Origin of the sequence: Lentzea sp. NPDC004782 (assembly GCF_040609115.1) — a bacterium.
Taxonomy (GTDB): Bacteria; Actinomycetota; Actinomycetes; order Mycobacteriales; family Pseudonocardiaceae; genus Lentzea.
In genome coordinates this window covers 60,789-81,370 of record NZ_JBEXJN010000044.1, presented here as the reverse complement: position 1 = coordinate 81,370, position 20,582 = coordinate 60,789, and the positions used below count along the sequence as shown (strand labels likewise).

At 68.6% G+C, this 20,582-nt stretch carries 21 protein-coding genes and 1 riboswitch; of the genes, 6 read left to right on the top strand and 15 right to left on the bottom strand.

Annotated features, from left to right (window positions below; genetic code table 11):
• Window positions 1-344 precede the first annotated feature (344 nt).
• From ABZV40_RS33200 to ABZV40_RS33190, 3 genes are all read right to left on the bottom strand, one after another.
• Complete coding sequence (locus ABZV40_RS33200; protein WP_355450529.1) at window positions 345-1,685, bottom strand: polysaccharide lyase 6 family protein; 1,341 nt, start codon at window positions 1,683-1,685, stop codon at window positions 345-347.
• A 135-nt stretch (window positions 1,686-1,820) separates the two neighbouring features.
• A complete protein-coding gene (locus ABZV40_RS33195) occupies window positions 1,821-3,167 on the bottom strand; it encodes a polysaccharide lyase 6 family protein (protein ID WP_355450526.1) in 1,347 nt (448 codons plus the stop codon).
• 42 nt (window positions 3,168-3,209) lie between these two features.
• Window positions 3,210-3,644, bottom strand: coding sequence for an NUDIX hydrolase (locus tag ABZV40_RS33190; protein WP_355450523.1), 435 nt, complete (start codon window positions 3,642-3,644; stop codon window positions 3,210-3,212).
• A gap of 74 nt (window positions 3,645-3,718) precedes the next feature.
• On the opposite strand from ABZV40_RS33190, the gene ABZV40_RS33185 reads away from it, so the two are divergent.
• The 5 genes from ABZV40_RS33185 (at window position 3,719) to rpsT (ending at window position 7,312) form a co-directional block, all read left to right on the top strand.
• Window positions 3,719-4,642, top strand: coding sequence for an SPFH domain-containing protein (locus ABZV40_RS33185; protein ID WP_355450520.1), 924 nt, complete (start codon window positions 3,719-3,721; stop codon window positions 4,640-4,642).
• Entirely contained in the window at window positions 4,642-4,863 is a 222-nt protein-coding gene (locus ABZV40_RS33180; protein WP_355450517.1) for a hypothetical protein, read from the top strand. The genes ABZV40_RS33185 and ABZV40_RS33180 overlap by 1 nt, the downstream gene beginning before the upstream one ends.
• A 14-nt stretch (window positions 4,864-4,877) precedes the next feature.
• Window positions 4,878-6,266: an AAA family ATPase gene (locus tag ABZV40_RS33175; protein WP_355450514.1), complete on the top strand. Its 1,389-nt coding sequence runs from the start codon at window positions 4,878-4,880 to the stop codon at window positions 6,264-6,266.
• A gap of 485 nt (window positions 6,267-6,751) precedes the next feature.
• A complete protein-coding gene (locus tag ABZV40_RS33170; protein WP_355450511.1) occupies window positions 6,752-6,922 on the top strand; it encodes a hypothetical protein in 171 nt (56 codons plus the stop codon).
• A gap of 123 nt (window positions 6,923-7,045) precedes the next feature.
• On the top strand, window positions 7,046-7,312 hold the full coding sequence (gene rpsT, locus ABZV40_RS33165) for a 30S ribosomal protein S20 (RefSeq protein ID WP_109642775.1): 267 nt from the start codon (window positions 7,046-7,048) through the stop codon (window positions 7,310-7,312).
• Window positions 7,313-7,398: 86 nt separating this feature from the next.
• Here rpsT and holA read toward each other — a convergent pair whose 3' ends face one another.
• A complete protein-coding gene (gene holA / locus ABZV40_RS33160; protein ID WP_355450508.1) occupies window positions 7,399-8,376 on the bottom strand; it encodes a DNA polymerase III subunit delta in 978 nt (325 codons plus the stop codon).
• A gap of 78 nt (window positions 8,377-8,454) precedes the next feature.
• Window positions 8,455-8,586, top strand: a riboswitch (SAM riboswitch).
• 11 nt (window positions 8,587-8,597) lie between these two features.
• Here holA and thrC point away from each other — a divergent pair.
• Window positions 8,598-9,854, top strand: coding sequence for a threonine synthase (thrC, locus tag ABZV40_RS33155; protein ID WP_355450505.1), 1,257 nt, complete (start codon window positions 8,598-8,600; stop codon window positions 9,852-9,854).
• 52 nt (window positions 9,855-9,906) lie between these two features.
• Here thrC and ABZV40_RS33150 read toward each other — a convergent pair whose 3' ends face one another.
• The 11 genes from ABZV40_RS33150 to ABZV40_RS33100 form a co-directional block, all read right to left on the bottom strand.
• On the bottom strand, window positions 9,907-10,362 hold the full coding sequence (locus tag ABZV40_RS33150; protein ID WP_355450502.1) for a hypothetical protein: 456 nt from the start codon (window positions 10,360-10,362) through the stop codon (window positions 9,907-9,909).
• On the bottom strand, window positions 10,245-12,653 hold the full coding sequence (locus tag ABZV40_RS33145) for a ComEC/Rec2 family competence protein (protein WP_355450499.1): 2,409 nt from the start codon (window positions 12,651-12,653) through the stop codon (window positions 10,245-10,247). Before ABZV40_RS33145 ends, ABZV40_RS33150 begins: the two co-directional genes overlap by 118 nt.
• Window positions 12,654-13,499: 846 nt before the next feature.
• On the bottom strand, window positions 13,500-14,183 hold the full coding sequence (locus ABZV40_RS33140; protein ID WP_355450496.1) for a ComEA family DNA-binding protein: 684 nt from the start codon (window positions 14,181-14,183) through the stop codon (window positions 13,500-13,502).
• Between the two features lie 87 nt (window positions 14,184-14,270).
• The gene (locus ABZV40_RS33135) at window positions 14,271-15,164 is read right to left on the bottom strand and encodes a DegV family protein (protein WP_355450493.1); all 894 of its coding nucleotides are present in this window, start codon (window positions 15,162-15,164) and stop codon (window positions 14,271-14,273) included.
• Window positions 15,165-15,184: 20 nt separating this feature from the next.
• Complete coding sequence (octT, locus tag ABZV40_RS33130) at window positions 15,185-15,898, bottom strand: diglucosylglycerate octanoyltransferase (protein ID WP_355450490.1); 714 nt, start codon at window positions 15,896-15,898, stop codon at window positions 15,185-15,187.
• The gene (locus ABZV40_RS33125; protein ID WP_355450487.1) at window positions 15,895-16,500 is read right to left on the bottom strand and encodes a histidine phosphatase family protein; all 606 of its coding nucleotides are present in this window, start codon (window positions 16,498-16,500) and stop codon (window positions 15,895-15,897) included. Before ABZV40_RS33125 ends, octT begins: the two co-directional genes overlap by 4 nt.
• 8 nt (window positions 16,501-16,508) lie before the next feature.
• Window positions 16,509-16,892, bottom strand: coding sequence for a ribosome silencing factor (gene rsfS, locus ABZV40_RS33120; protein WP_109642793.1), 384 nt, complete (start codon window positions 16,890-16,892; stop codon window positions 16,509-16,511).
• A 141-nt stretch (window positions 16,893-17,033) separates the two neighbouring features.
• The gene (locus ABZV40_RS33115) at window positions 17,034-17,237 is read right to left on the bottom strand and encodes a cold-shock protein (RefSeq protein ID WP_030468099.1); all 204 of its coding nucleotides are present in this window, start codon (window positions 17,235-17,237) and stop codon (window positions 17,034-17,036) included.
• Between the two features lie 85 nt (window positions 17,238-17,322).
• Window positions 17,323-17,904 carry a nicotinate-nucleotide adenylyltransferase gene (gene nadD, locus ABZV40_RS33110; RefSeq protein ID WP_355450483.1) on the bottom strand — a complete coding sequence of 194 codons (582 nt, stop codon included), beginning with the start codon at window positions 17,902-17,904 and terminating at the stop codon, window positions 17,323-17,325.
• A 179-nt stretch (window positions 17,905-18,083) separates the two neighbouring features.
• Window positions 18,084-19,253, bottom strand: a complete 1,170-nt coding sequence (locus tag ABZV40_RS33105) for a cytochrome P450 (protein WP_355450480.1) — start codon at window positions 19,251-19,253, stop codon at window positions 18,084-18,086.
• A gap of 16 nt (window positions 19,254-19,269) precedes the next feature.
• Window positions 19,270-20,535 carry a glutamate-5-semialdehyde dehydrogenase gene (locus ABZV40_RS33100; RefSeq protein ID WP_355450477.1) on the bottom strand — a complete coding sequence of 422 codons (1,266 nt, stop codon included), beginning with the start codon at window positions 20,533-20,535 and terminating at the stop codon, window positions 19,270-19,272.
• Window positions 20,536-20,582: the final 47 nt, after the last annotated feature.

The following is a 20,582-nucleotide window of genomic DNA, read 5'->3' as shown; positions in this document are numbered from 1 at the left end:
CTAACTTACTCAAAGGAATACCCCGACGAGGGGTATTCATATTACTGGCTGTGTTTCGGCACGCTGTTGAGTTCTCAAAGAACACGCGCTCACCGGTTCCATTCTCCGTTTCCGGAGAGTTTCTCTCGGGGCTTGTGCTGCTAAAGCTTATTTGGTGTTCCTCGCCGGTGTCAAATTGGCCTCTAGGAGGCTTTCTCTCTCCGGCTTGTGCCCCGCTCGTTCCGGTTTTGATTTCCGGCCCGTTCCGCGCTGGCAGAGAGAACATTACACGGGCCTGTTTCGATCTCCAAATCGGGGGGTCCTGGTGGCCGCCGAACGCGCGGTCACCAGGACAAATGCCCGCGTCAGGGTGCCGAGACCCCGACATCCGCCGCCGTCAGCGCCTTCCGGACAGCCGACGAGCTGTACTCGTCCGCCCCCACATCCGGCTTGCCGACGCGGGACTGCGGGTCGAAGTCGCGGGTCACGTAGGAGTAGGTACCCGCGGAGCTCTCGATCGCCGGACTGCTGGACGAGAGACGCAGCAGACCGTTGGCGTCACGCACCAGCTCCGGGTCCACGGAGCGGTAACCGGACGAGATGCCTGCGGTGCCGCCCCAGATGATGTTGCCCTCGTACGTCACCGTCGCGCCGGCCATCATGTCGATGAACTTCGACGACGACCCCTTGATGATGTTGTTCGCGAAGACGCAGTCCTTGGGCGCATAGGTGTCGGTGTCGTTGTCGACCACCGCGCCCGTTCCGATCAGGGTGTTGAACGTGACCGCCACGCGGTCAGGGCGGTCGTGCAACTTCGAGGTGGGCCCGCTGTCGGTCTCGGAGCCCCTGCCGAACACGATCGCGCGGTCGCCGGTGTTCTCCACGTAGTTGTTGAAGACCTTGTGGTCGTTGCCGTGGAACCGGATGCCGCTGTTGAAGAGCAGGTTGCCCTCGACCGTGCTGCGGTTGCCGTGCCGCAGGACGATGTAGCCCTTGCTGTCGCGGATGGTGTTGTACCGGATCGTGTTGTCCGACGACTTGACCGAGATGGCCTCGGGATCGCCGTTGGCCTTCTCGAACAGGTTGTTCTCGATGACCGCGTACGCCGAGAGCTGTTGCTTGTAGCTGTAGCCGACCCGGATCGACTCGCCGCCGTTCGTGCCGTCGTAGTGGTGGTTGTAGAAGTAGTTGTGATGGACCCAGGTGCGCTGGGCGATCGCACCGTCAGGCCCGGTGATCTGCAGGTACACGCCCTGGTTGGCGCGGTTCGAGAACGTGTTGTGGTCGACCTGGACGTCGTTGGCGCTGACTGTGAGAGAGGCGCCGTCCCTGTCGCCGTCGAACGTGGTGCGGGTGATGCGGGTCGCCTCGGCCCCGGCCGGCACGGTGAGGGAGCTCGCGCCGGTGAAGACGAAGCCTTCGAGCGTCACGCCGCGCACCGCGCCGAACTGGAACCCGCCGGCGTTGAAGATCGCGCGGCCGGTGCGCTCGGCGGCGATGGTGATGTTCGACTTCGTGATCTTGATCGGCTTGTCGGCGCGGTGCACACCGTTCGCCAACACGATGCGCTGACCTGGTCTGGCCGAGTTGATCGCGGCCTGCAGAGTGGACACGTCCCGCACGCTGACGACCGCCGCGTGCGCGGGCGCCTGGACGAAGGACGACAGCAGGGCGGCCGCACCCACTGCGGCAAGTGATCGGATCATTCGCCAACTCCTATGGTGGCCCGACGGCAGCGGTGGACCGAAAGTACTGCGGAGTTCCTGCGGACGGGGCAGTTCGGCCGAGGCCGCTTGCCCCGTCCAGCAGGGATGAATCCGATGTATGCCCTCAGGGGCAGATCACGGCGCGGTGGGTCCCACGTCGGCTTTCGTGAGCGCCTTGCGGATCGCGGACGTGCTGTACTCGTCGGCGCCGACGTCCGGCTTGCCGGAGCGTTCCTGCGGATCGAAGTCACGCGTCACGTAGGAGTAGGTGCCCACCGACGCGTCGATGGCCGGGCTGCTGGAGGTGAGCCGGAACAGTCCGTTGGCGTCCTTCACGAGCTTCGGGTCGACGGACTTGTAGCCCGACGCCGGCATGCTGCCGCCGGTCCCGCCCCAGATGACGTTGCCCTCGTACTTCACCGTCGAGCCGCTGCGCATGGAGACGACACCACCGGACGAGCCCTTGATGATGTTGTTCGCGAGCACGCAGTCCTTCGGGTTGAAGTTGCCGCCGTCGCTGTCCACCACCGCACCGGTGCCGATGAGCGTGTTGAACGCGACCGTCACGCGGTCCGGCCGGTCGTGGCCCTTGGAGGTCGGCCCGCTGTCCGCCTCGCTGCCCGACCCGAACACCATCGCGCGGTCGCCGGTGTTCTCCACGTAGTTGTTGTAGATCTTGTGGTCGTTGCCGTGGAACCGGATGCCGCTGCCGAACAGCAGGTTGCCCTCGACGGTGCTGCGGTTGCCGTGGCGCAGGACGATGTAACCCCGGCTGTCGCGGATCGTGTTGTACCGGATCGTGTTGTCCGACGACTTGACCGAGATGGCCTCGGAGTCGCCGTCCGCCTTCTCGAACAGGTTGTACTCGACGATCGCGTTCGCCGACTTCGACTGCTTGTGGCTGTAGCCGAGCCGGATCGACTCACCGCCGTTCGCGCCCTTGAACTGGTGGTTGTAGAAGTAGTTGTGGTGGACCCAGGTCCGCTTGGCGATGTCGTCGCCGGGCCCGGTGATCTGCAGGTACACGCCCTCGCTGGTGCGGTTCGAGAAGGTGTTGTGGTCGACCTGCACGTCGTCGGCGCTCACGCTGAGGGAAGCGCCGTCCTTGTTGCCGTTGTAGGTGTTGCGGGTGATGCGGGTGGCCTGTGCCTCGACCGGCACGTCCAGCTTGCTGGTGCCGTCGAAGACGAAACCCTCGATGGTCACGTTCTTCACGGCGCCGAGCTGGAAGCCACCGCTGGTGAACACCGTGCCGCCGACGGTCTGCGCGGCGACGGTGATGCCGGACTTCGTGATCTTGACGGGCTGGTCGGCCGCGTGCACGCCGTCGGCGAGCACGAGGCGCTGACCTGGCCGGGCGGAGTCGATCGCGGCCTGCAGGGAGGACACGCTCGAAACGCCGACGACAGCCGCGTACGCGGGGATGTGGACGAAGGATGACAGCAGGGCGACCGCGCCGACTGCGGCCAGTGATCGGATCATTCGCCAACTCCAGTGATGGTCGTCGGCGGCGGTAGTCGTAAGTTACCGCAATATTCCGGCAGGTGGGGTAGTTCGGTACAAGCCAAGAGCCGTATCCAGCGAAGGCACGCGGTCAAGTTGTCCGATGTCTGCGATCGGGAACCACTGGGCGAGGTCCGTCGTGCCGCCCACCTCGTTGCGTAAAGCTCCACCGACGACGCGGACCTCGTACATGATCCTCAACGCGTGGTAGTCGCGGCGGGACTCCTCGCGGAACTCCGAGTCGATGCCGAGCAGGCGCAGGACCTCGACGTCGTAGCCGGTCTCCTCCTCGAACTCGCGGATGACCGCGTCGTACGGGTGCTCGCCGTGGTCGATGCCGCCGCCGGGGAGGATCCACCGCTTGCCGTTCGGGCCGAGCCAGCGCGCGAGCAGGATCTCGTCCTTGTCGTTGATGCACACCCCGTACGCGGCCACGCGCTGCTTCTTCGCCCTCATGCGGATCAGCCTAGCTGGCGATCATGCCGGAAAAGTGATATCACTTAGCTAGTACTTCGATAGGGGGTAGTCAGATGGTCGACACGACGGTGCACATGCCGGCGCCCGCTGTGCGTGAGAGGCACGCACGCGAGCTGCCCGGTCTCCCGATGTTCTTCGCAGGACTGGTGGTGTACGCGGTGGGTGCTTGGGTGCTCGTGCGAGGGATCGTGGACGCGGCCGACGCGGGCACAGACCCGTCCGCGGGGGTTCTCATCACTGGGATTCTGGTGCTCTTCGCCGCCTCCCTGATCATGAAGGGGCTGTTCACCGTCGCACCCGGTGAAGCGCGCGTGCTGCAGTTCCTCGGCCGTTACGTGGGCACGGTGCGCACGGACGGTCTGCGGTGGGCGAACCCGTTCACCACGCGGGAGAAGATCTCGACGCGGATCCGCAACCACGAGACGCAACCGTTGAAGGTCAACGACGCCGACGGCAACCCGATCGAGATCGCCGCGGTGGTCGTGTGGCAAGTGGAAGACACTGCGCGCGCACGGTTCGAAGTGGACGACTTCGTGCGGTTCGTGGGCATCCAGACCGAGACCGCGGTACGACACATCGCGACGAGCTACCCGTACGACAGCCACGAGGAAGCCGGCCTGTCGTTGCGGGAGAACGCCGACGAGATCACCGAGACGCTGGCGATCGAGATCTCGGCACGCGTGCAGTCCGCGGGCGTGAAGGTGATCGAGTCGCGGCTCACGCACCTCGCGTACGCGCCGGAGATCGCGCAGGCCATGTTGCAGCGGCAGCAGGCTTCCGCCGTCGTCGCGGCCCGCACCCGGATCGTCGAGGGCGCCGTCGGCATGGTCGAGCTCGCGCTGCAGCGGCTGGCCGAGCAGGACGTCGTCGAGCTCGATGAGGAACGCAAGGCGGCGATGGTCTCCAACCTGCTCGTCGTCCTCTGCGGTGACCGCTCCACTCAGCCCGTGGTGAACACCGGTTCGCTCTACACCTGATGGCGGAGCGCAAGAGCGTTCTGCTCAGGCTCGATCCGGCCGTGCACGACGCGTTGAGCAGGTGGGCGAACGACGAGCTGCGCAGCACCAACGCGCAGATCGAGTTCCTGCTGCGGCGTGCGCTGGCGGAGGCGGGCCGGTTGCCCGGCGAGGCGAAGAAGATGCCCCGCCGGGGCAGGCCGCCGAAGAACCAAACGCCGGACGAACCGCCTGATCAGTGAGTACGTTGGAGCAGGTGGATCTTCGACTGTCAGACGCACGGGCGCTCGCGTCGGCTCTGCGGGGGTTGCTCGACGAGGCCAGGACCCTGGTCTCCGAGGACGCGGAGTCGACGCTCGTCCGGATGGTCACGGAGCACCTCGGGTGCCCGATGACGCAGATACCGACCGTGACCGCGAAGTTCGAGGGCTGGGAGCACGCGAACCTGCACCGCGGCATCGAGGCCTACGTCGCCGAACGTTCGCCAGGGGCCGAGTGGCACGGCATCAGCGGAAACAAGATGCGCATGTCCGTCACGGACATGCTGGGCCCGCAACAGCACGTCCGCTTCGAGCTGGGTGCGGTGGACTACCTGACCGTGGCGACCGGCCCGGACACCGCGATCGACGCGGTGCAGCTGGGTCTGGTCGCCACGGTCGCGCCCGACGGCAGCCCGGTCGTCGTCGCCGTGCAGGGTCCGCACGAGGAGCGCGGGGACTACCGCTGCACCCTCCAGGTGCTCGCGGCGTCCAGGGAGGCCTCCGCCGCCGTACGGGAGGCGATCGAACAGCACATGCGCGAGCACGACCTGTTCCGCGGCCAGGTGATGGCGTTCGGGGTCAGTGAGCACAGGGGGAACCAGCTGCTCACGTTTCTGCCGAGGCCGTCACTACGGCCGGAGGACGTGGTGCTGCCAGACGGCGTGCTGGACGCGATCGAGCGCCACATCGTGCGCACGGCGTCGCAAAGTGAACGGTTGCGCGCGCATGGGCAACATCTGAAGCGAGGGCTGCTCCTGTACGGGCCGCCCGGCACCGGCAAGACGCACACCGTCCGGTACCTGATGGGGCGCCTCGAGTCGTCGACGGTGATCGTGCTGAGCGGTGTCGCGATGATCCGGTACCTGAGCGCCGCCACCTCTCTCGCGCGGCGGCTCGCGCCGTCGATGATCGTGGTGGAGGACGTCGACCTGATCGCGCAGGACCGCGCACACACCGTTGGGGGCAACCCCGTGCTGTTCGAGCTGCTGAACGAGATGGACGGCATCGGATCCGAGGCAGACGTCACGTTCGTGCTCACCACGAATCGTGTGGACGTCATGGAGAAGGCGCTGTCCGAACGGCCCGGCCGCATCGACCTCGCGATGCAGGTGCCTCTGCCGGACGCTGACGGCCGCGAGCGGCTGCTGCGGCTCTACGCGGCGGGCACGGAGCTCGACCTGCCGGATGCCTCGGCGCTCGTGGCCGCCAGCGACGGCGTGACGGCGTCGTTCGTGAAGGAGCTCGTGCGGCGGGCGACGTTGCGAGCGCTCGACGACCAGCCCGATGCCGCCCGCGTCCGGCTGGACGAGGCGGCGATCTCGGCGGCGCTGACCGATCTGCTCGATGAGAAACAGGCGCTGACGCGCAGCCTGCTGGGTGGTTGAACAGGCCGTTTACCAGCATGAAGCGGCTCTGACAGAGGTCCTCCGCTCGGGGTGTTCTCGGCTGGCTCCTCCACGCGACCGTGCCCGGCGGGCGCGCGGGAACGTGGAGGAGTCTTGTCTTCTTCCCGCAGGCGCGCCGGTCTGGACGCTTGCGCCTCCCTGGGCCGGGATGACAGCGCGATCCAGCGCTCTGCGTTGGAGCACAACACGTTGAAGATCCCGATCAGCTATGGGACGGACGGCGTGTCCGCTTCGAAGGCGTGCGCGGACAGCAGTCCAAAGTGGATGACACAGCACGGCTACCACCGCCGCCGGATTCCGATCCGGCAGTTGCAGGACGTGGTGCTGCCGGCGCGGAGAACCCGGCGTGGACTTCGGAACAACAGGCGTGGGTGGCCGGGGTGCGAACACGTCGGCGGCCGCCAGGTACGACCCGCTCTACGCATTCGGGCACGCCGTGGTGAAGTTCACGGTGACGAACACCGGTGGGTCTGCGGGCGTCGTCGTGGTGCCGGTCTACGTGCGGCAACCGGTCGACGCAGGTCGAGGTGCCGTTCCAGCTCTCGCAGCTGCCGCTGACCGTCGGCGACGTGGACGGCGACGGCAGGCGCGAGGCGGCGATGGGCGCGGAGAAGGCCGCGTTCACGGTGCGCTGAACAGGCCTGATATCCTTCGTCGTCGTGAACGCGCGGCACTCCGCCGTGGAGGAGAGCCAGCTTCCGCTGGTGCCGACCAAGCGCGTCACGAACTCCGGTTTCGACACAGAAGGGTGATGTCGCATGGCGAACATCAAGTCCCAGCTCAAGCGGATCAAGACCAACGAGAAGGCGCGCCTGCGCAACAAGTCGGTCAAGTCGTCCCTCAAGACGGCCATCCGCAAGTTCCGCGAGGCTGCCGAGGCCGGTGACAAGGCGAAGGCCCTGGAGCTGCTGCAGGACGCGTCCCGCAAGCTCGACAAGGCCGCCACCAAGGGTGTCATCCACCCGAACCAGGCCGCCAACAAGAAGTCGGCGATGGCGCTGCGCGCGAACCAGCTCGAGGGCTGATTCCGTAAGGCTCAAGCCTCGGGAAAGGGCTCGCTCGCTCGTCGAGCGGGCCCTTTCTCATTGTCCGGTGCGCTGATGCCCGCCCACTAGCGGCGGCCGTGCGCAGCGACGATCTTCAGGACCGCCCGCTCCAGCGCGTAGTCGGCGTCGGCCGCCACGCCCTTCACGTCGGCGTTGAGCCCCGCGACGACCTGCATCGCGTCGGCGAGACCCGACTGGTCCCAGCCGCGGGCCTGGGCCTGCGCCTTCTTGATCTTCCACGGCGGCATGCCGAGCGGGCCGGCCAGGCTGAACGGGTCGGCCCTGCCCACCGCGGAGACGCGCGCGACCGTGCGGACCGCGTCCGCCAGGGCGTCGGCGACCAGCACGTGCGGCACTCCCAGTTGCATCGCCCAGCGCAACGCCTCCATCGCGCCCGCCCGGTCACCGGTCACGGCCTTCTCGGCGACCGCGAACCCGGTCACCTCGGCCTTGCCCTGGTGGTAGCGGCGGATCTCGTCGACCGTCACCTTGCCGTCGGTGTCGGACACGAGCTGCGACGCCGCCGCGGCCAGCTCGCGCAGGTTCGTGCCCACGGCGTCGATGAGCGTGGCGACGGCCTCGGGGTCGATCTTGCCGCCGGCCTGCCGCACCTCGTTGCGCACGAACGCTTCCCGATCACCGGGCTTGGTGACCTTGGCGCACTCGGTGACCGCGGCACCGGCCTTCTTCAGTTGTCCGGGCAGGTCCTTGGCCGCCTTGCTGCGACCACCACCCGTGTGCACGACGACGAGCGTGACCCCGTCCGCGGGCGCCTTGACGTAGGAGAGCACCGTGTCGGCGATCTCCTTGCTGATGTCCTGCGCGTTCTGCAGGACGATCACGCGGCCCTCCGCGAACAACGACGGGCTCACCAGCTCGGCCAGCTCGGGAGGGGTGAGATCAGTCACCTGCACGCGGGTCAGGTCGGCGTTCGGATCGGCCTTGCGTGCGGCTTCGAGAGCCGCCCGAACAGCACGTTCGACCAGCAACTCCTCCTCGCCGACGACGAGGTGCAGTGACTCCGGTGCGCTCACGCTCCGCATCCTCCCACGTCCCGGATCGTGGACGTTTGTGGCTGAGCAACGGACCGGTGCCGTAGCTTGGTGGCCACAACTGAACACCGCTCATCCAGAGGGGCAGAGGGACCGGCCCGAAGAAGCCCCGGCAACCGGCGTCAGCGCCGCGTGCAGAACTGCGCGCAGACGATCACGGTGCCAATTCCGACCCGTTCGATTTCGCGGGAAAGATGAGGAGATACCTCGCGATGACTGCTGTCACTGTGCCCACGAGCACGACCTTCGACCTCGGCCCCGCCCGTGCACTGCTGTGCCGTGAGTGCGGTAATGAGACTCCTCTCGCTCCTGAGTACGCTTGTCTGGAGTGTTTCGGGCCGCTGGAAGTGGCCTACGACTTCGGCAGGATCCGGCGCGAGGACATCGAAGCCGGCCCCCGGTCGATCTGGCGCTACCGCGGCCTTCTCCCCGTTCCGTCCACTGTGGAACAGCACCCGAACACCGAACCCGGCGGCACCCGCCTGGTCGAGGCGCACAACCTCGCCAAGGCCCTCGGTGTCCGCAAGGTCTGGGTGAAGGACGACACCGGCAACCCCACCCACTCCTTCAAGGACCGCGTGGTCGGCGTCGCGCTCGCCGCGGCCCGCGAGCTCGGCTTCAAGGTGCTGGCCTGCCCGTCCACCGGCAACCTGGCCAACGCGGTCGCCGCGGCCGCCGCCCGCGCGGGCTGGCAGTCGGTGGTTCTCGTGCCCTCCTCCCTCGAGCGCGCCAAGATCCTGATGAGCGCCGTCTACGAGGGCGCCCTGATCGCCGTCGACGGCAACTACGACGACGTGAACCGCCTGGCCCAGGAACTCGCAGCGGAGCACGAGGACTGGGCGTTCGTGAACGTCAACGTCCGCCCGTACTACGCGGAGGGCTCGAAGACCCTCGGCTACGAGGTCGCCGAGCAGCTCGGCTGGCGCCTGCCCGACCAGATCGTGGTGCCGATCGCGTCCGGCTCGCAGCTCACCAAGGTGGACAAGGCGTTCCGCGAGCTCGGCCAGCTCGACCTGGTCGAGGCCACCCCGTACCGGGTGTTCGGCGCCCAGGCCACCGGCTGCTCACCGGTGTCCGCCGCGTACAAGGAAGGCCACGACGTCATCCGCCCGGTCCGTCCGGACACCATCGCCCGTTCACTGGCGATCGGCGCCCCGGCCGACGGCCCCTACGTGCTCGACGCGGTCCGCCGCACCAACGGCGCCATCGAGGACGTGACCGACGAAGAGGTCGTCGAGGGCATCAAGCTCCTCGCCCGCACCGAGGGCATCTTCGCCGAGACCGCCGGCGGCGTGACCGTGGCGACGGCGAAGAAGCTGATCGAGTCGGGCCAGCTCGACCCGGACGGCGAGACCGTGCTGCTGATCACCGGTGACGGCCTCAAGACCCTCGACGCGCTCGGCGACACGATCGGCCCGCGCGCGACGGTGCCGCCGTCGGCCGAGGCCGTCATCAAGGCGCTGGGCTAGTCACCTCCTTCCGGGGTCCGGGGACGCGCACGCGTCCCCGGACTCACGTGCCTCAGAGGGAAATCGCCTCCGTCTGCGTCCAGCCGGAGCGCGGAAACCGTTGCAGGCCTTCCATCACGTGCGGTCCGAACGGCTCCACTCGCGCGCGCCACGCCACGATCCGTTGCGGCCACGGAGCTTCCGCCTTCAGCGCGTTGTAGTGGTAGTCGTGCCAGTCGTGCGGCGCGATCCGCAGGCCCTCGTCGAACAGGTGCTCCGAGACGAGGTCGTACGCCTCCTCAGGCTTGGCGACCTCGGTGGGCGGCAGCACGTGCGTGACCGATGCCCGGTAGGTGAGGGCGCGTGTGCCGTCTTCGAGTGTTTCGCAGATGTAGTAACCGAAATCGGGTTTCAGCTCGTCGTGCGGCCACGGCGTCGCCGAGTAGTTCGTCTGCCACATCGCCCACGCGATCCGAGGCGTGCCACCGGGAACCGGGTAGCGCGCGTTGTGCAGCCTGATCCAGACCATTCTCTTCTCCTTCTCACTGTTCGGTTTCCCGGCAGGACCGCCAGGTCGCCGTCCTTGTCCGTGCGCAGCACCAGCGCACCTCCCGCCCGCAACAGGTCGAGCACGTGCTCGCTGGGGTGCCCGTAGCGGTTGCCGGCGCCCACGCTCACCAGCGCGATCCGCGGGTGCGTGGCTTTGAGGAACGCGGGCAGCGAGTACCGCGACCCGTGGTGCGGCACCTTGAGCACCTCGACCCCGAGATCCCGCTCCCCCAGCAACGCCGACTGGCCCGCCAGTTCGACGTCACCGGTGAGCAGCACGCGGCCTGCTCTGGTGTGTGCCTTCAGCACGAGCGAGTAGTCGTTGACCGTCGTGTTCGTGTCGTCTGCTGTCGGCGGCCGCCTCGGGCCCAGGACTTCCACTTCCAGCCCAGGCCAGGCGAACCGCTCGCCCACCTTGGGTTCCACGACCCGCACGCCGTGACCGCGGGCCTGCTTGTTCACCTCCTTCCACGCCCATGCGGGCTCCTTGAGCGGGCCGGTTGCGATGGCACCCACCGCACGCCCGGTGAGCACCGCAGGCAGGCCCTGCACGTGATCCGCGTGCAGATGCGTCAGCACGAGCAGCGGAATCCTCTTGATTCCCAACGTCGTCAGGCATCGGTCGACCGCACCGGGGTCGGGCCCGGTGTCCACGACGACCGCTCGGTCCGGCTCGTCGGTCGCCAGAACCAACGCGTCGCCCTGACCGACGTCGCAGATGACGACCTTCCAGCCGTCGGGTGGCCACGTCGGTGCGATGACCTTCATCGGCACCAGCACGACGAATCCGCCGACCAGCACCGCGACGACCAACGTCCGCGTCTTCTTGAGCCGCAGCAACAACACCACCGCTGCCGTGACCGCCAGAAGCGCGAGCGCTCCGAGCCAGCCCTTCGGCCAGCCGACCGCGGCACCGGGCACGGTCGCCGCCTGCCGTCCGACCTGGATCAGCCAGGTCACCGCCGGTCCCGCGACGTGCACGACCAGCTCGGCCGCCGGCCGGTACAGCGGCGCGACGGCCGCCGCCACCACGCCCAGGACCGTCGCCGGCGCGACCACCGGTCCGGCCACCAGGTTGGCGACGATCGCCACGAGACTCACCTGACCGGACAGCCCCGCAACCAGTGGAGCCGTGGCCAGGCTTGCGGCCGTCGGCACGACGACCGCCTCGGCCAGACCGTTCGGCACGCCGCGTTGCTTCAACGCCTTCGACCACTTCGGCGCGACCAGCACCAGCGACGCCGTGGCCACCACGGAGAGCGCGAACCCCGGCTCGCCACCCAGTGCCGGGTCGACGAACACCAGGACCAGGACGGCCGTGGCGAGACTGGGCAACGTGGACCGTCGCCTGCCCAGCACGAGGGCGAGCAAGGTGACGGCACCCATCACCGCGGCCCTGAGGACGCTCGGCTCCGGGCCTGCCAGAACCACGAACCCCACGAGCGCCGCCATCGCCGCCGCGGCCGCCGTGCGCGGGCCTGCTCTGAGCCGCTTGGCCAGCAGGTAGACCGCGCCGCACACGATGGCGAGGTTCGCGCCGCTCACCGCCAGCAGGTGGGACAGCCCGGCGGTGCGGAACTCGTCGACGATGCGCGGTGCCATCTGGTCCGTGTCGCCCACCACCAGCGCGGGCAGGAGGCCGGCTTCCTCGTCGTCGAGTACCGCGCTCGCGTCTCTCAGACCACGGCGGAGGTCGTCTGCCCAGCGTTGCCAGAGCGGTGGTGACTGCGGGTCGATCGGCGGGCCGCGAACTCTGAGCAGTGCCGAAGACAGATCGCCGCCTCTCGGAGGCGCCAGCGTTCCCTTGGCAGTGACCTTCTGGCCTGGCAACAGCGTTCGCCACTTCTCAGCCGGAGCCAGCAGGACGAGGTGGGCGCCGTCGGCCTTCGCGGTGATCACCACGTGGTCGACGCCGGCCTGGTGGCCGCCGAAGCCCGCGGCACGGATGCCTCGGGGTCTGGTCGTGAGTTCGACGGTCAGGGTGGTGGCGCGGCCTTCGTCGGCGGCCAGGCGAAGTGGGTGGGTTTCGGCTCTCAGCACCGCGCCGCCGATCCAGGCCGAGGCGACCGGGCCGGAGATCAGGAGCGCTATCGCGCACGTCCTGGTCCACCAGGCTCTGCGCCAGGCGATCAGGCCGATGACTCCGGCGACCAGGCCGGTGAGGACTGCTGCCTGCCAGTTCAGGAAGAGGCCGGTGACGGAGGTCGTCCACACCGCCGTTGCGGCGGGGACCAGGCGGTAGTCGTGAGTCAGCGGATGTCTGCGGACCACCGTGGCCTCCGATGCCGGGTGGGAGGCCTGGGGTCAGCGCTCGGGCTGCCCTGGCGTGGCTGAGGGAGCGCGGTGGTCGGCCCGATCAGTGGTGGTCGGAGGCCTGGGTGAGGCCAGGTGAGGTCGATGCGCGGCTGTCGCTCGCCTGGGTGAGTGGACGGGCGGGTCGGTTGGCGGCGGAGGCGGATGGCAGTCGCGGGATGGGTGTTGGGCCGGCGGGTGATGCGTACGGATCGCATTGCGGACTCCTGTGGATGAGCCGGGGATGGGATTTCGGTGGGCGGAGAGACGGACCTGGCTGGGCGTCGCTGCGTGCACGCGGCATGACTGCTCTTGGCGCGTCGCCGGACCGACGCCGGGGTCAAAGTCGGTGATGGCGCCGAGATGAGCGGTCGGAGTGAGGGTGGTGCCCAGCAGGCAGCGGCATGTCGGCTCGGCGGTGCGAACCGAGTTCGGCGGTGGCACCGGGATTGGTAGTGCGGCTGGGGCTGTGGCGGGGTTGGAACAGGCGGAGGGGTGGGGCTGTTGGCTAGGTCCGCATTGCCGCGCACAAGCGGCACGACGGGTTCTTGGTGGGCTGGTGAGCCGGGATCGGGGTTGGCGGCGGGACTGGGATGGGTGGGAGCGGGCGGGCGGGCAGCAGGCGGCGGAGTGTGGTGGTGAGGAGGCGGTGGGGGCGTCGGCGGCGCCGGGTGCGAGGGCGGGCCTCGGGTGGGTGGAGAGGGAAGGCGACTGTGATCGGGTGGGGTGGGTGGTTGTGGTCGGCTGAGGGTGGGGCGGGGTTGGTCAGGTGGCGGAACTGGACCTTGGTGCGCAGGTAGAGGGCCAGCACTGTGGTCGCGAGGGTCATGTGTGGACCAGGTCGGCCAGCTTGGCGAGTTTCGAGTCGCCGATGCCTTCCACCTCGCGGAGTTGGTCTACCGAGGTGAACGGGCCTTTGCGGGTGCGGTGGTCGACGATGCGTTGGGCCGTCACCGGGCCCACGCCGGGGAGGGCGTCCAGTTCGGAGACCGTCGCCGAGTTCAGGTTGAGCTTGGACTGGGTTGCGGCGGGGCCGGACGGGGGTGGGATGCCCACGGCTATCTGTTCGCCGTCGGTCAGTTTGCGGGCCAGGTTCAGGTCGTGGAGGTCGGCGCCCGGTTTCAGGCCGCCCGCCAGGCGGACGGCGTCGGCCACTCGGGCGCCTGAGGTCACCGTCACCAGGCCCGGCGTGGCGACCTCGCCGATCACGTCCACCACCAGTTCCGGCGCCGGGGCCGTGGTGCTCACCAGAGCCACGTCCGGGGACTGCTCGGCGGCGGGGCTGCGCCACCAGCTGCCCAGGCCGATCACGGTGCAGGCCACGGCGATGCCCAGGGCCAGGAGGCCGCGGCGCGGGAGGCGGGGCAGGTGGAAGCGGCGGCGGGGTGTGCCGTGTTCGTCGGAGTCTTCTGAGCGCGCGTAGACCAGGGTCGGGTTGGCGCGGACCTTCGCGGCCAGTGCGGCCAGGCGTTCGCTCGGGCTGTCGTCCGGGTGGGGGCGGGGGAGCATGGGGGCGACGTTACGGAGCGGGGTGGGTGGGGAGACCGGGTTGGTTCCGGGGCTGTGGATTACTCGCGGGTTGTGGACAGGTCGCGATCACTCGGGGTTGGGGAGCCCGGAATTGTCGGGGGTGTGTGGGAGGATGTCGGGTCCTCCCGGCAGCACCACCACGCCCAGCACGCCCGGGCCCGTGTGGGCGCCGATCACCGCGCCCACCTCGGAGATCACGCACCCGGTCGAGCCCGGCAGCCGTTCGTCCAGGCGAGTCGCCAGTTCAGCGGCTCGTTCGGGGGCGGCCAGGTGGTGCACGGCCAGGCCGACCGGGCCGTCGCCCGCCGCGGCCGCCGCCAGGTCGACCAGGCGGCCCACGGCCCGGCTCATCGTGCGGACCTTCTCCAGCGGCACGATCCGGCCGTCGTCCATGTGCAGCAACGGCTTCACGGCCAGCGCGGTCCCCACCAGCGCCGCCGCCGTGCCGATCCGCCCGCCGCGCCGCAGGTGCTCCAGGGTCTCCAGGCAGAAGAACATCCGGGTCTGAGCGGCGGCGGACGAAGCCGCCTCCTCCACCGCCGCGTGCGAACGTCCGTCGGCAACAGCCGCGCACGCACGCAAGACCGCGAAACCGAGCCCCATGCCGGTCGACCGCGAGTCGACCACGCGAATGCACGAGGGGTCGACCTCCTCAGCCGCCAGCCGTGCCGCCTCCCACGTCCCGGACAGCTCACGAGAGAGATGCACCGACACGATCGCGTCCGACGACGACAGGACGTCCCGGTACACGTCAGCCATCTCACCCGGCGTCGGACGTGAGGTGGTCACCCGGCGGTGCTCGGCCAGCGCGGCGGCCAGTTCGAACGGGCCGAAGTCGACCCCGTCGAGGCGTCCGGCACCGTCCACCGCCACGTGCAGCGGCACCACGGTGATCGAATGGCGCTTCGCGAACCCCTCGGGCAGGTATGCCGTGGAGTCGGTGACGATGGAGATGCGCACGAGCGACGAGCCTACGGGGCTCACTCGTCCGAGGGACTCAACGCCACGGACGAGATCAATGCGGCCATCGCCTTGCCCACCAGCTCGTGACCTTCCCAGCCCCAGTGCATCCCGTCCGGATTTCCGGCGCCGGACCGCACGTGCTCGCCGATCACGGCAGGCAGGTCCAGCAACGGCACGTCCGCACGTGCGGCCCAGCCCCGCACCGCCGCAACCGCAGCCGCGTGCCCGTTGTGCACGAAGCTGTACGTAGGAGCCCGGTGCACCGACGGCACGATGCCCACCGCCGGCATCGTGTACTGGAGATTGCGCACCGACTGCAGCATGTCCCGCAGATACCGCGCCGTCAGCGCAGGAGGCAACGCCACACGCGCGTAGGGCGCTAACAGCGGTTGAGCAGCGACGTAGCGTGCACGCACCCACCGCCGCAACCAGTCAGGCCGCACATAACGCAGCCCCTCGCGCAGGTACGTGGGCAACGGCGAGGGCAACGTGTCCATGCTGCCCACCGCGAACACCAGCACATCGGTACGGGGCAGCAGCGACCAGATCCGCGGATCCCCGGTCAGCGCCCACCAGGCGTCCCGAGCCGTCCACCCGAACCCGGCCGCGAGCTCCGCCGAACCACTGAGCTCCGCGGCGCACAGGTTGTGCCACAGCCGCGGATGATCAGCGGGCAGCGGCCCGGACGGCCCGAAGAACGACAGCGAGTCCCCGAGGACGAGCAGTCTCAACGCGTGGTGCCCGCGTTGTACGAGGTCAGCCGCCACCGGTCGTTGCGGCGGGTGAACACGGTCCAGTGGCAGTTCGAGATGCCCCCGAGCTGCGACCAGGTGTGCACCGGCAGGTCGAGCAAACGACCCGTCAACGCGCTGATCAGGCCACCGTGCGCACACAGCATGACGGTCTCGGAGAACTCCGCGTCGACCTCGTGGACGACCTGGATGGCCCGTTCGGCCACCTCGACGCGCGACTCGCCGTCCGGCGGCGTGTACGTCGGATCAGTGCGCCATACCGTGACCGCGCCGGGCCACTCCTGCTCCACCTCGGCGGTGGTCAGCCCCTGCCACTTGCCCAGGTGGGTCTCGCGCAGCCGCTCGTCGATCCGCAGCGGAACATCAGCTGATGAGGTGAAAACTCGGGCCGTGTCGCGCGCGCGTTGCAGATCGGAGGCGACCACGATCTCCGGTTCGAACCCTGCGAGCACCGGGACGGCGAAGCGGGCCTGGTTCAAGCCGGTCTCGGTGAGCGCCGAGTCCAGATGACCCTGCAGACGACCTGTCGCGTTGTAGTCGGTCTCACCGTGCCGCCACAGCACGAGCCGGCTCAGGGCCATCAGCTACCTCATTCGGCCGTGGACTCGGCGGGGACGTCCGCTTCGAACTCGATGCGCGGGCAGTCCTTCCACAGCCGCTCCAGGCCGTAGAAGCTGCGCTCCTCGGTGTGCTGCACGTGCACGACGACGTCCACGAAGTCCAGCAACACCCAACGGCCCTCACGGGCACCCTCGCGGCGCACCGGCTTGGTACCGGCCTCCCGCAGCTTCTCCTCGATGTTGTCGACGATCGCGCCGACCTGCCGCTCGTTGGGAGCGGACGCGATCACGAACACGTCCGTGATCACGAGCTGGTCGGAGACGTCGAGCACCGTCACGTCGTGCGCCTTCTTGTCGGCCGCTGCGTTCGCCGCGACCAGCGCCAGCCGTCGTGCCTCGTCGGTGGCTGCCACGTCACTCCTCTGACTTCCGGCGAGCGTCGATACGCCCACACGAGTTACTGAGGGTACCGGCGAGCGCCAACGACTACTTCGCGCGTAAGCATGACGAAGGCCACCTCAGCGCCCTGAGGTGGCCTTCACCTGCGCCGAAGCTTAGAGCGGGCGGACCTGCTGGGCCTGCGGCCCCTTCTGGCCCTGACCGACCTCGAACTCGACCTTCTGGTTCTCCTCGAGCGAGCGGAACCCCTTGGACTGGATCTCCGAGTAGTGCACGAAGACGTCAGCCGAGCCGTCGTCGGGGGCGATGAAGCCGAACCCCTTCTCGGCGTTGAACCACTTCACGGTGCCTGTAGCCAAAGTCTTGCCTTCCACGAACCAGCAACAACCCGCTGATTGTTGCTCCCTGGGACCACGGATGCACGCGAAATCCACTCGAACGTGGTCACGACTCGGAGTACAAGCCCGTTTTGGCGATGTACTGGACCACACCGTCTGGGACCAAATACCAAACGGGCTGGCCGGAAGCGGTCCTCGCGCGGCACCCGGTGGACGAGATCGCCATGGCCGGGACCTCGATGAGCGTCACGGCTCCTGGCGGCAGGTGATGGTCGTTCAGCGTGTAACCCGGACGGGTGACCCCGATGAAGTGGGCCAGCTCGAACGCGTCCGCGGCGCGCTTCCACGACAGGATCTGCTCCAGCGCGTCGGCACCGGTGATGAAGAACAGCTCGGCGTCCGGGTACTGCTTCTTGAGGTCCGTGAGCGTGTCCACGGTGTACGTGGGGCCCTTGCGGTCGATGTCCACCCGGCTGACCGAGAACCGGGGGTTGGACGCCGTGGCGATGACCGTCATCAGATAGCGGTCCTCGGCGGGCGAGACCTCCCGCGACGACTTCTGCCAGGGCTGACCCGTCGGCACGAAGATCACGCGGTCCAGGTCGAACTTGGCCTGCACCTCGCTGGCCGCCACCAGGTGACCGTGGTGGATGGGGTCGAACGTGCCACCCATGACGCCGATGCGCATCGAAACAGCGTAGACGGGCGCCGGACCGCTCCCATGGTCCAGCGCCCGTCGTGCTGATCACACCGGACGGCCCTGGGGGAGGACGGGCCGTACGGGGCGCGGCCCACCCCGAAGCAGAGCCGCGCAACGGAGGAACGCACCCGCCGCTCCCCCATTACGCGGTTCGGCCAAGATTTTCCTCACCAGGCCACGACCAGCCTCAGAGGCCCCCTGACCAGCGATCCCTTGCGGAACTCGACGGGTTCGGCGAGCCGCAGACCGGGCATCCTGCGCAGCAACGTGCCCAGCGCGACCTGCAGCTCCATCCGGGCGAGCTGCGAGCCGAGGCAGAAGTGGATGCCGTGCCCGAACTGCAGGTGCTGGCCCACCTCGCGGTCCAGGTCCAGCTCGTCGCTCTTCGGGTACACGGACTCGTCGCGGTTCGCCGACGACACGACGACCAGCACGGCCTCGCCTTCCTTCACCAGCACGTCGCCGACCTGGACGTCCTCGGTCGCGATGCGGGTGAAGCCCGCGCCGCTGCCCAACGGAATGAACCGCAGCAGTTCCTCGACGGCGTTGGGGAGCGTGTCCGGGTTCTCGCGCAGGCGCATCATGGCGTCCGGGTGCTCGAACAGCGTCACAACGCTGTTGGCAAGCATGTTCGCCGTCGTCTCGTGGCCGGCGACCAACAACGTCATGCCGAACCGGACGAGCTCCTCCTCGCTCAGCCGGTCGTCGTTGTCACGGGCGGCGACGAGCGCGCTGTACAGATCGTCCGTGGGGTGCTCACGGCGCTTGGCGACGAGAGCGGTGAAGTAGGCGTGCAGCTTCCGCATGCCGTCCATCGCCTCTTCGGGCGTGTGGCCGCCGACCGTGGCCATCACCTGATCCGACCACCCGCGGAACTCGGCGCGGTCCTCGAACGGGACCCCGAGCAGCTCGCAGATGATCGTGATCGGGAACGGCATGGTGAAGCCCTCGACCAGATCGGCGGGGTTGTCGAGGCGGTCGAGCAGGTCGTCGGTGATCTGCTGAGCGCGCGGCCGCAGCTCCTCGATCCGCCGCACCGTGAACGCCTTCGACACCAACCGGCGCATGCGCGCGTGGTCCGCGCCGTCCTGGTTGAGGATCGATCCACCCGGCGTGATGAGCGGCTGCATCCTCGGCACGTCCTGGCCGACCGTTCGCGCTCGGCTGAACCTCGGGTCGCCCAGGACGAACTTCGTCTCCTCGTAGGACGTGACGAGCCAGCCCTCGCCGCCGTATGGGTACGTCACGCGCGTGACGGGCTCTTCGCGCCGTAAACGTTCATAGGTCGGATCGAGGGCCAGACCGTCGTTTTCGGAGAACGGGTAGGTGGGAGCCATGTCCCCCAACGTAGGGCTACGCCTTGGGGCGCGTGTGGCCTTCGCCCCAGACGACCCATTTCGAGGACGTCAGCTCGGAAAGGCCCATCGGACCGCGGGCGTGCAGCTTCTGCGTGGAGATGCCGATCTCGGCGCCCATGCCGAACTCCGCGCCGTCCGTGTACGCCGTGGAGGCGTTGACGAACACCGCCGCCGCGTCCACCCGCGTCGTGAACCTCCGTGCCGCCGCAACGTCGTTCGTCACGATCGCCTCGCTGTGGCCGGAACCGTACGTCGCGATGTGCTTCACCGCTTCGTCCAGCGAATCCACGACCTTCGCGGCGATGTCGAGGCTGAGGTACTCGGTGCCCCAGTCGTCGTCGGTCGCCGCTGTGACACCGTCCTGCTCAGCGAACTGCTCGTCGCCGTGGATGGTCACGTTCTCCTGCTGCAACGCCTTGGTGATGCGCGGGACGAACTCGGCTGCGACATCCTTGTGCACCAGCAGGGATTCCGCGGCGTTGCACACGCTCGTGCGCCGCGTCTTGGCGTTGAGCACGATGGCTTCCGCCATGTCGAGGTCCGCGTGCGCGTCCACGTAGACGTGGCAGTTGCCGACGCCGGTCTCGATCGTGGGAACCGTGGCCTGCTCCACGACGGCGTTGATCAACCCCGCGCCACCGCGCGGAATCACCAGGTCCACCAGGCCGCGCGCGGTGATGAGGTGGGTGACCGACGCGCGGTCGTGGCACGGCAGCAGCTGCACGCAGTCGGCCGGGAGGTTCACTCTTTCGAGTGCATCACGGAGGACGGCGACGAGTGTGGTGTTGGAGTGCTCGGCGGTCGAGGAACCGCGCAGCAGCGCGGCGTTGCCCGACTTCAGCGCGAGACCGGCGGCGTCGACCGTGACGTTCGGGCGGCCCTCGTAGACCATGCCGACGACGCCCATCGGCACGCGGACCTGCTTGATCTCCAGCCCGTTCGGGAGGATGCCGCCGCGCAGCACCTCACCGATCGGGTCAGCTTGTCCCGCAACGGTTTCCAGCCCGACGGCGACGCCTTCGATCCGGGCTTCGGTGAGCGTGAGGCGATCCAGGATGTTCTCCGGGAGACCGGCTGCCTTGCCCGCTTCGAGGTCCTTCTGGTTGGCCTCGATGATCTCTGGCGCACGCTCGCGGAGAGCGGCGGCCATCGCGTGCAGCGCGGTGTCCTTGCGCTCGCGGGTGGCGAGGACGAGTTCGTCGGCGGCGACGCGGGCGCGGCGGGCTGCCGCGTGCACCTGGTCGCGCAGGTCATCAGTCACGCCAGACAGCTTACGACCTGCGACAATCACAATTGTCAGACCCGCCT

What these genes read in the sequence shown, in the direction of transcription:
- ABZV40_RS33195 (WP_355450526.1), bottom strand. Translation starts at nt 3,167, where the DNA reads ATGATCCGATCACTGGCCGCAGTCGGCGCGGTCGCCCTGCTGTCATCC.
- ABZV40_RS33200 (WP_355450529.1), bottom strand. Translation starts at nt 1,685, where the DNA reads ATGATCCGATCACTTGCCGCAGTGGGTGCGGCCGCCCTGCTGTCGTCC.
- ABZV40_RS33180 (WP_355450517.1), top strand. Translation starts at nt 4,642, where the DNA reads ATGGCGGAGCGCAAGAGCGTTCTGCTCAGGCTCGATCCGGCCGTGCAC.
- ABZV40_RS33140 (WP_355450496.1), bottom strand. Translation starts at nt 14,183, where the DNA reads ATGCTCCCCCGCCCCCACCCGGACGACAGCCCGAGCGAACGCCTGGCC.
- ABZV40_RS33125 (WP_355450487.1), bottom strand. Translation starts at nt 16,500, where the DNA reads ATGGCCCTGAGCCGGCTCGTGCTGTGGCGGCACGGTGAGACCGACTAC.
- ABZV40_RS33185 (WP_355450520.1), top strand. Translation starts at nt 3,719, where the DNA reads ATGGTCGACACGACGGTGCACATGCCGGCGCCCGCTGTGCGTGAGAGG.
- ABZV40_RS33105 (WP_355450480.1), bottom strand. Translation starts at nt 19,253, where the DNA reads ATGGCTCCCACCTACCCGTTCTCCGAAAACGACGGTCTGGCCCTCGAT.
- nadD (WP_355450483.1), bottom strand. Translation starts at nt 17,904, where the DNA reads ATGCGCATCGGCGTCATGGGTGGCACGTTCGACCCCATCCACCACGGT.
- ABZV40_RS33150 (WP_355450502.1), bottom strand. Translation starts at nt 10,362, where the DNA reads ATGGTCTGGATCAGGCTGCACAACGCGCGCTACCCGGTTCCCGGTGGC.
- holA (WP_355450508.1), bottom strand. Translation starts at nt 8,376, where the DNA reads ATGCGGAGCGTGAGCGCACCGGAGTCACTGCACCTCGTCGTCGGCGAG.
- ABZV40_RS33190 (WP_355450523.1), bottom strand. Translation starts at nt 3,644, where the DNA reads ATGAGGGCGAAGAAGCAGCGCGTGGCCGCGTACGGGGTGTGCATCAAC.
- thrC (WP_355450505.1), top strand. Translation starts at nt 8,598, where the DNA reads ATGACTGCTGTCACTGTGCCCACGAGCACGACCTTCGACCTCGGCCCC.
- rpsT (WP_109642775.1), top strand. Translation starts at nt 7,046, where the DNA reads ATGGCGAACATCAAGTCCCAGCTCAAGCGGATCAAGACCAACGAGAAG.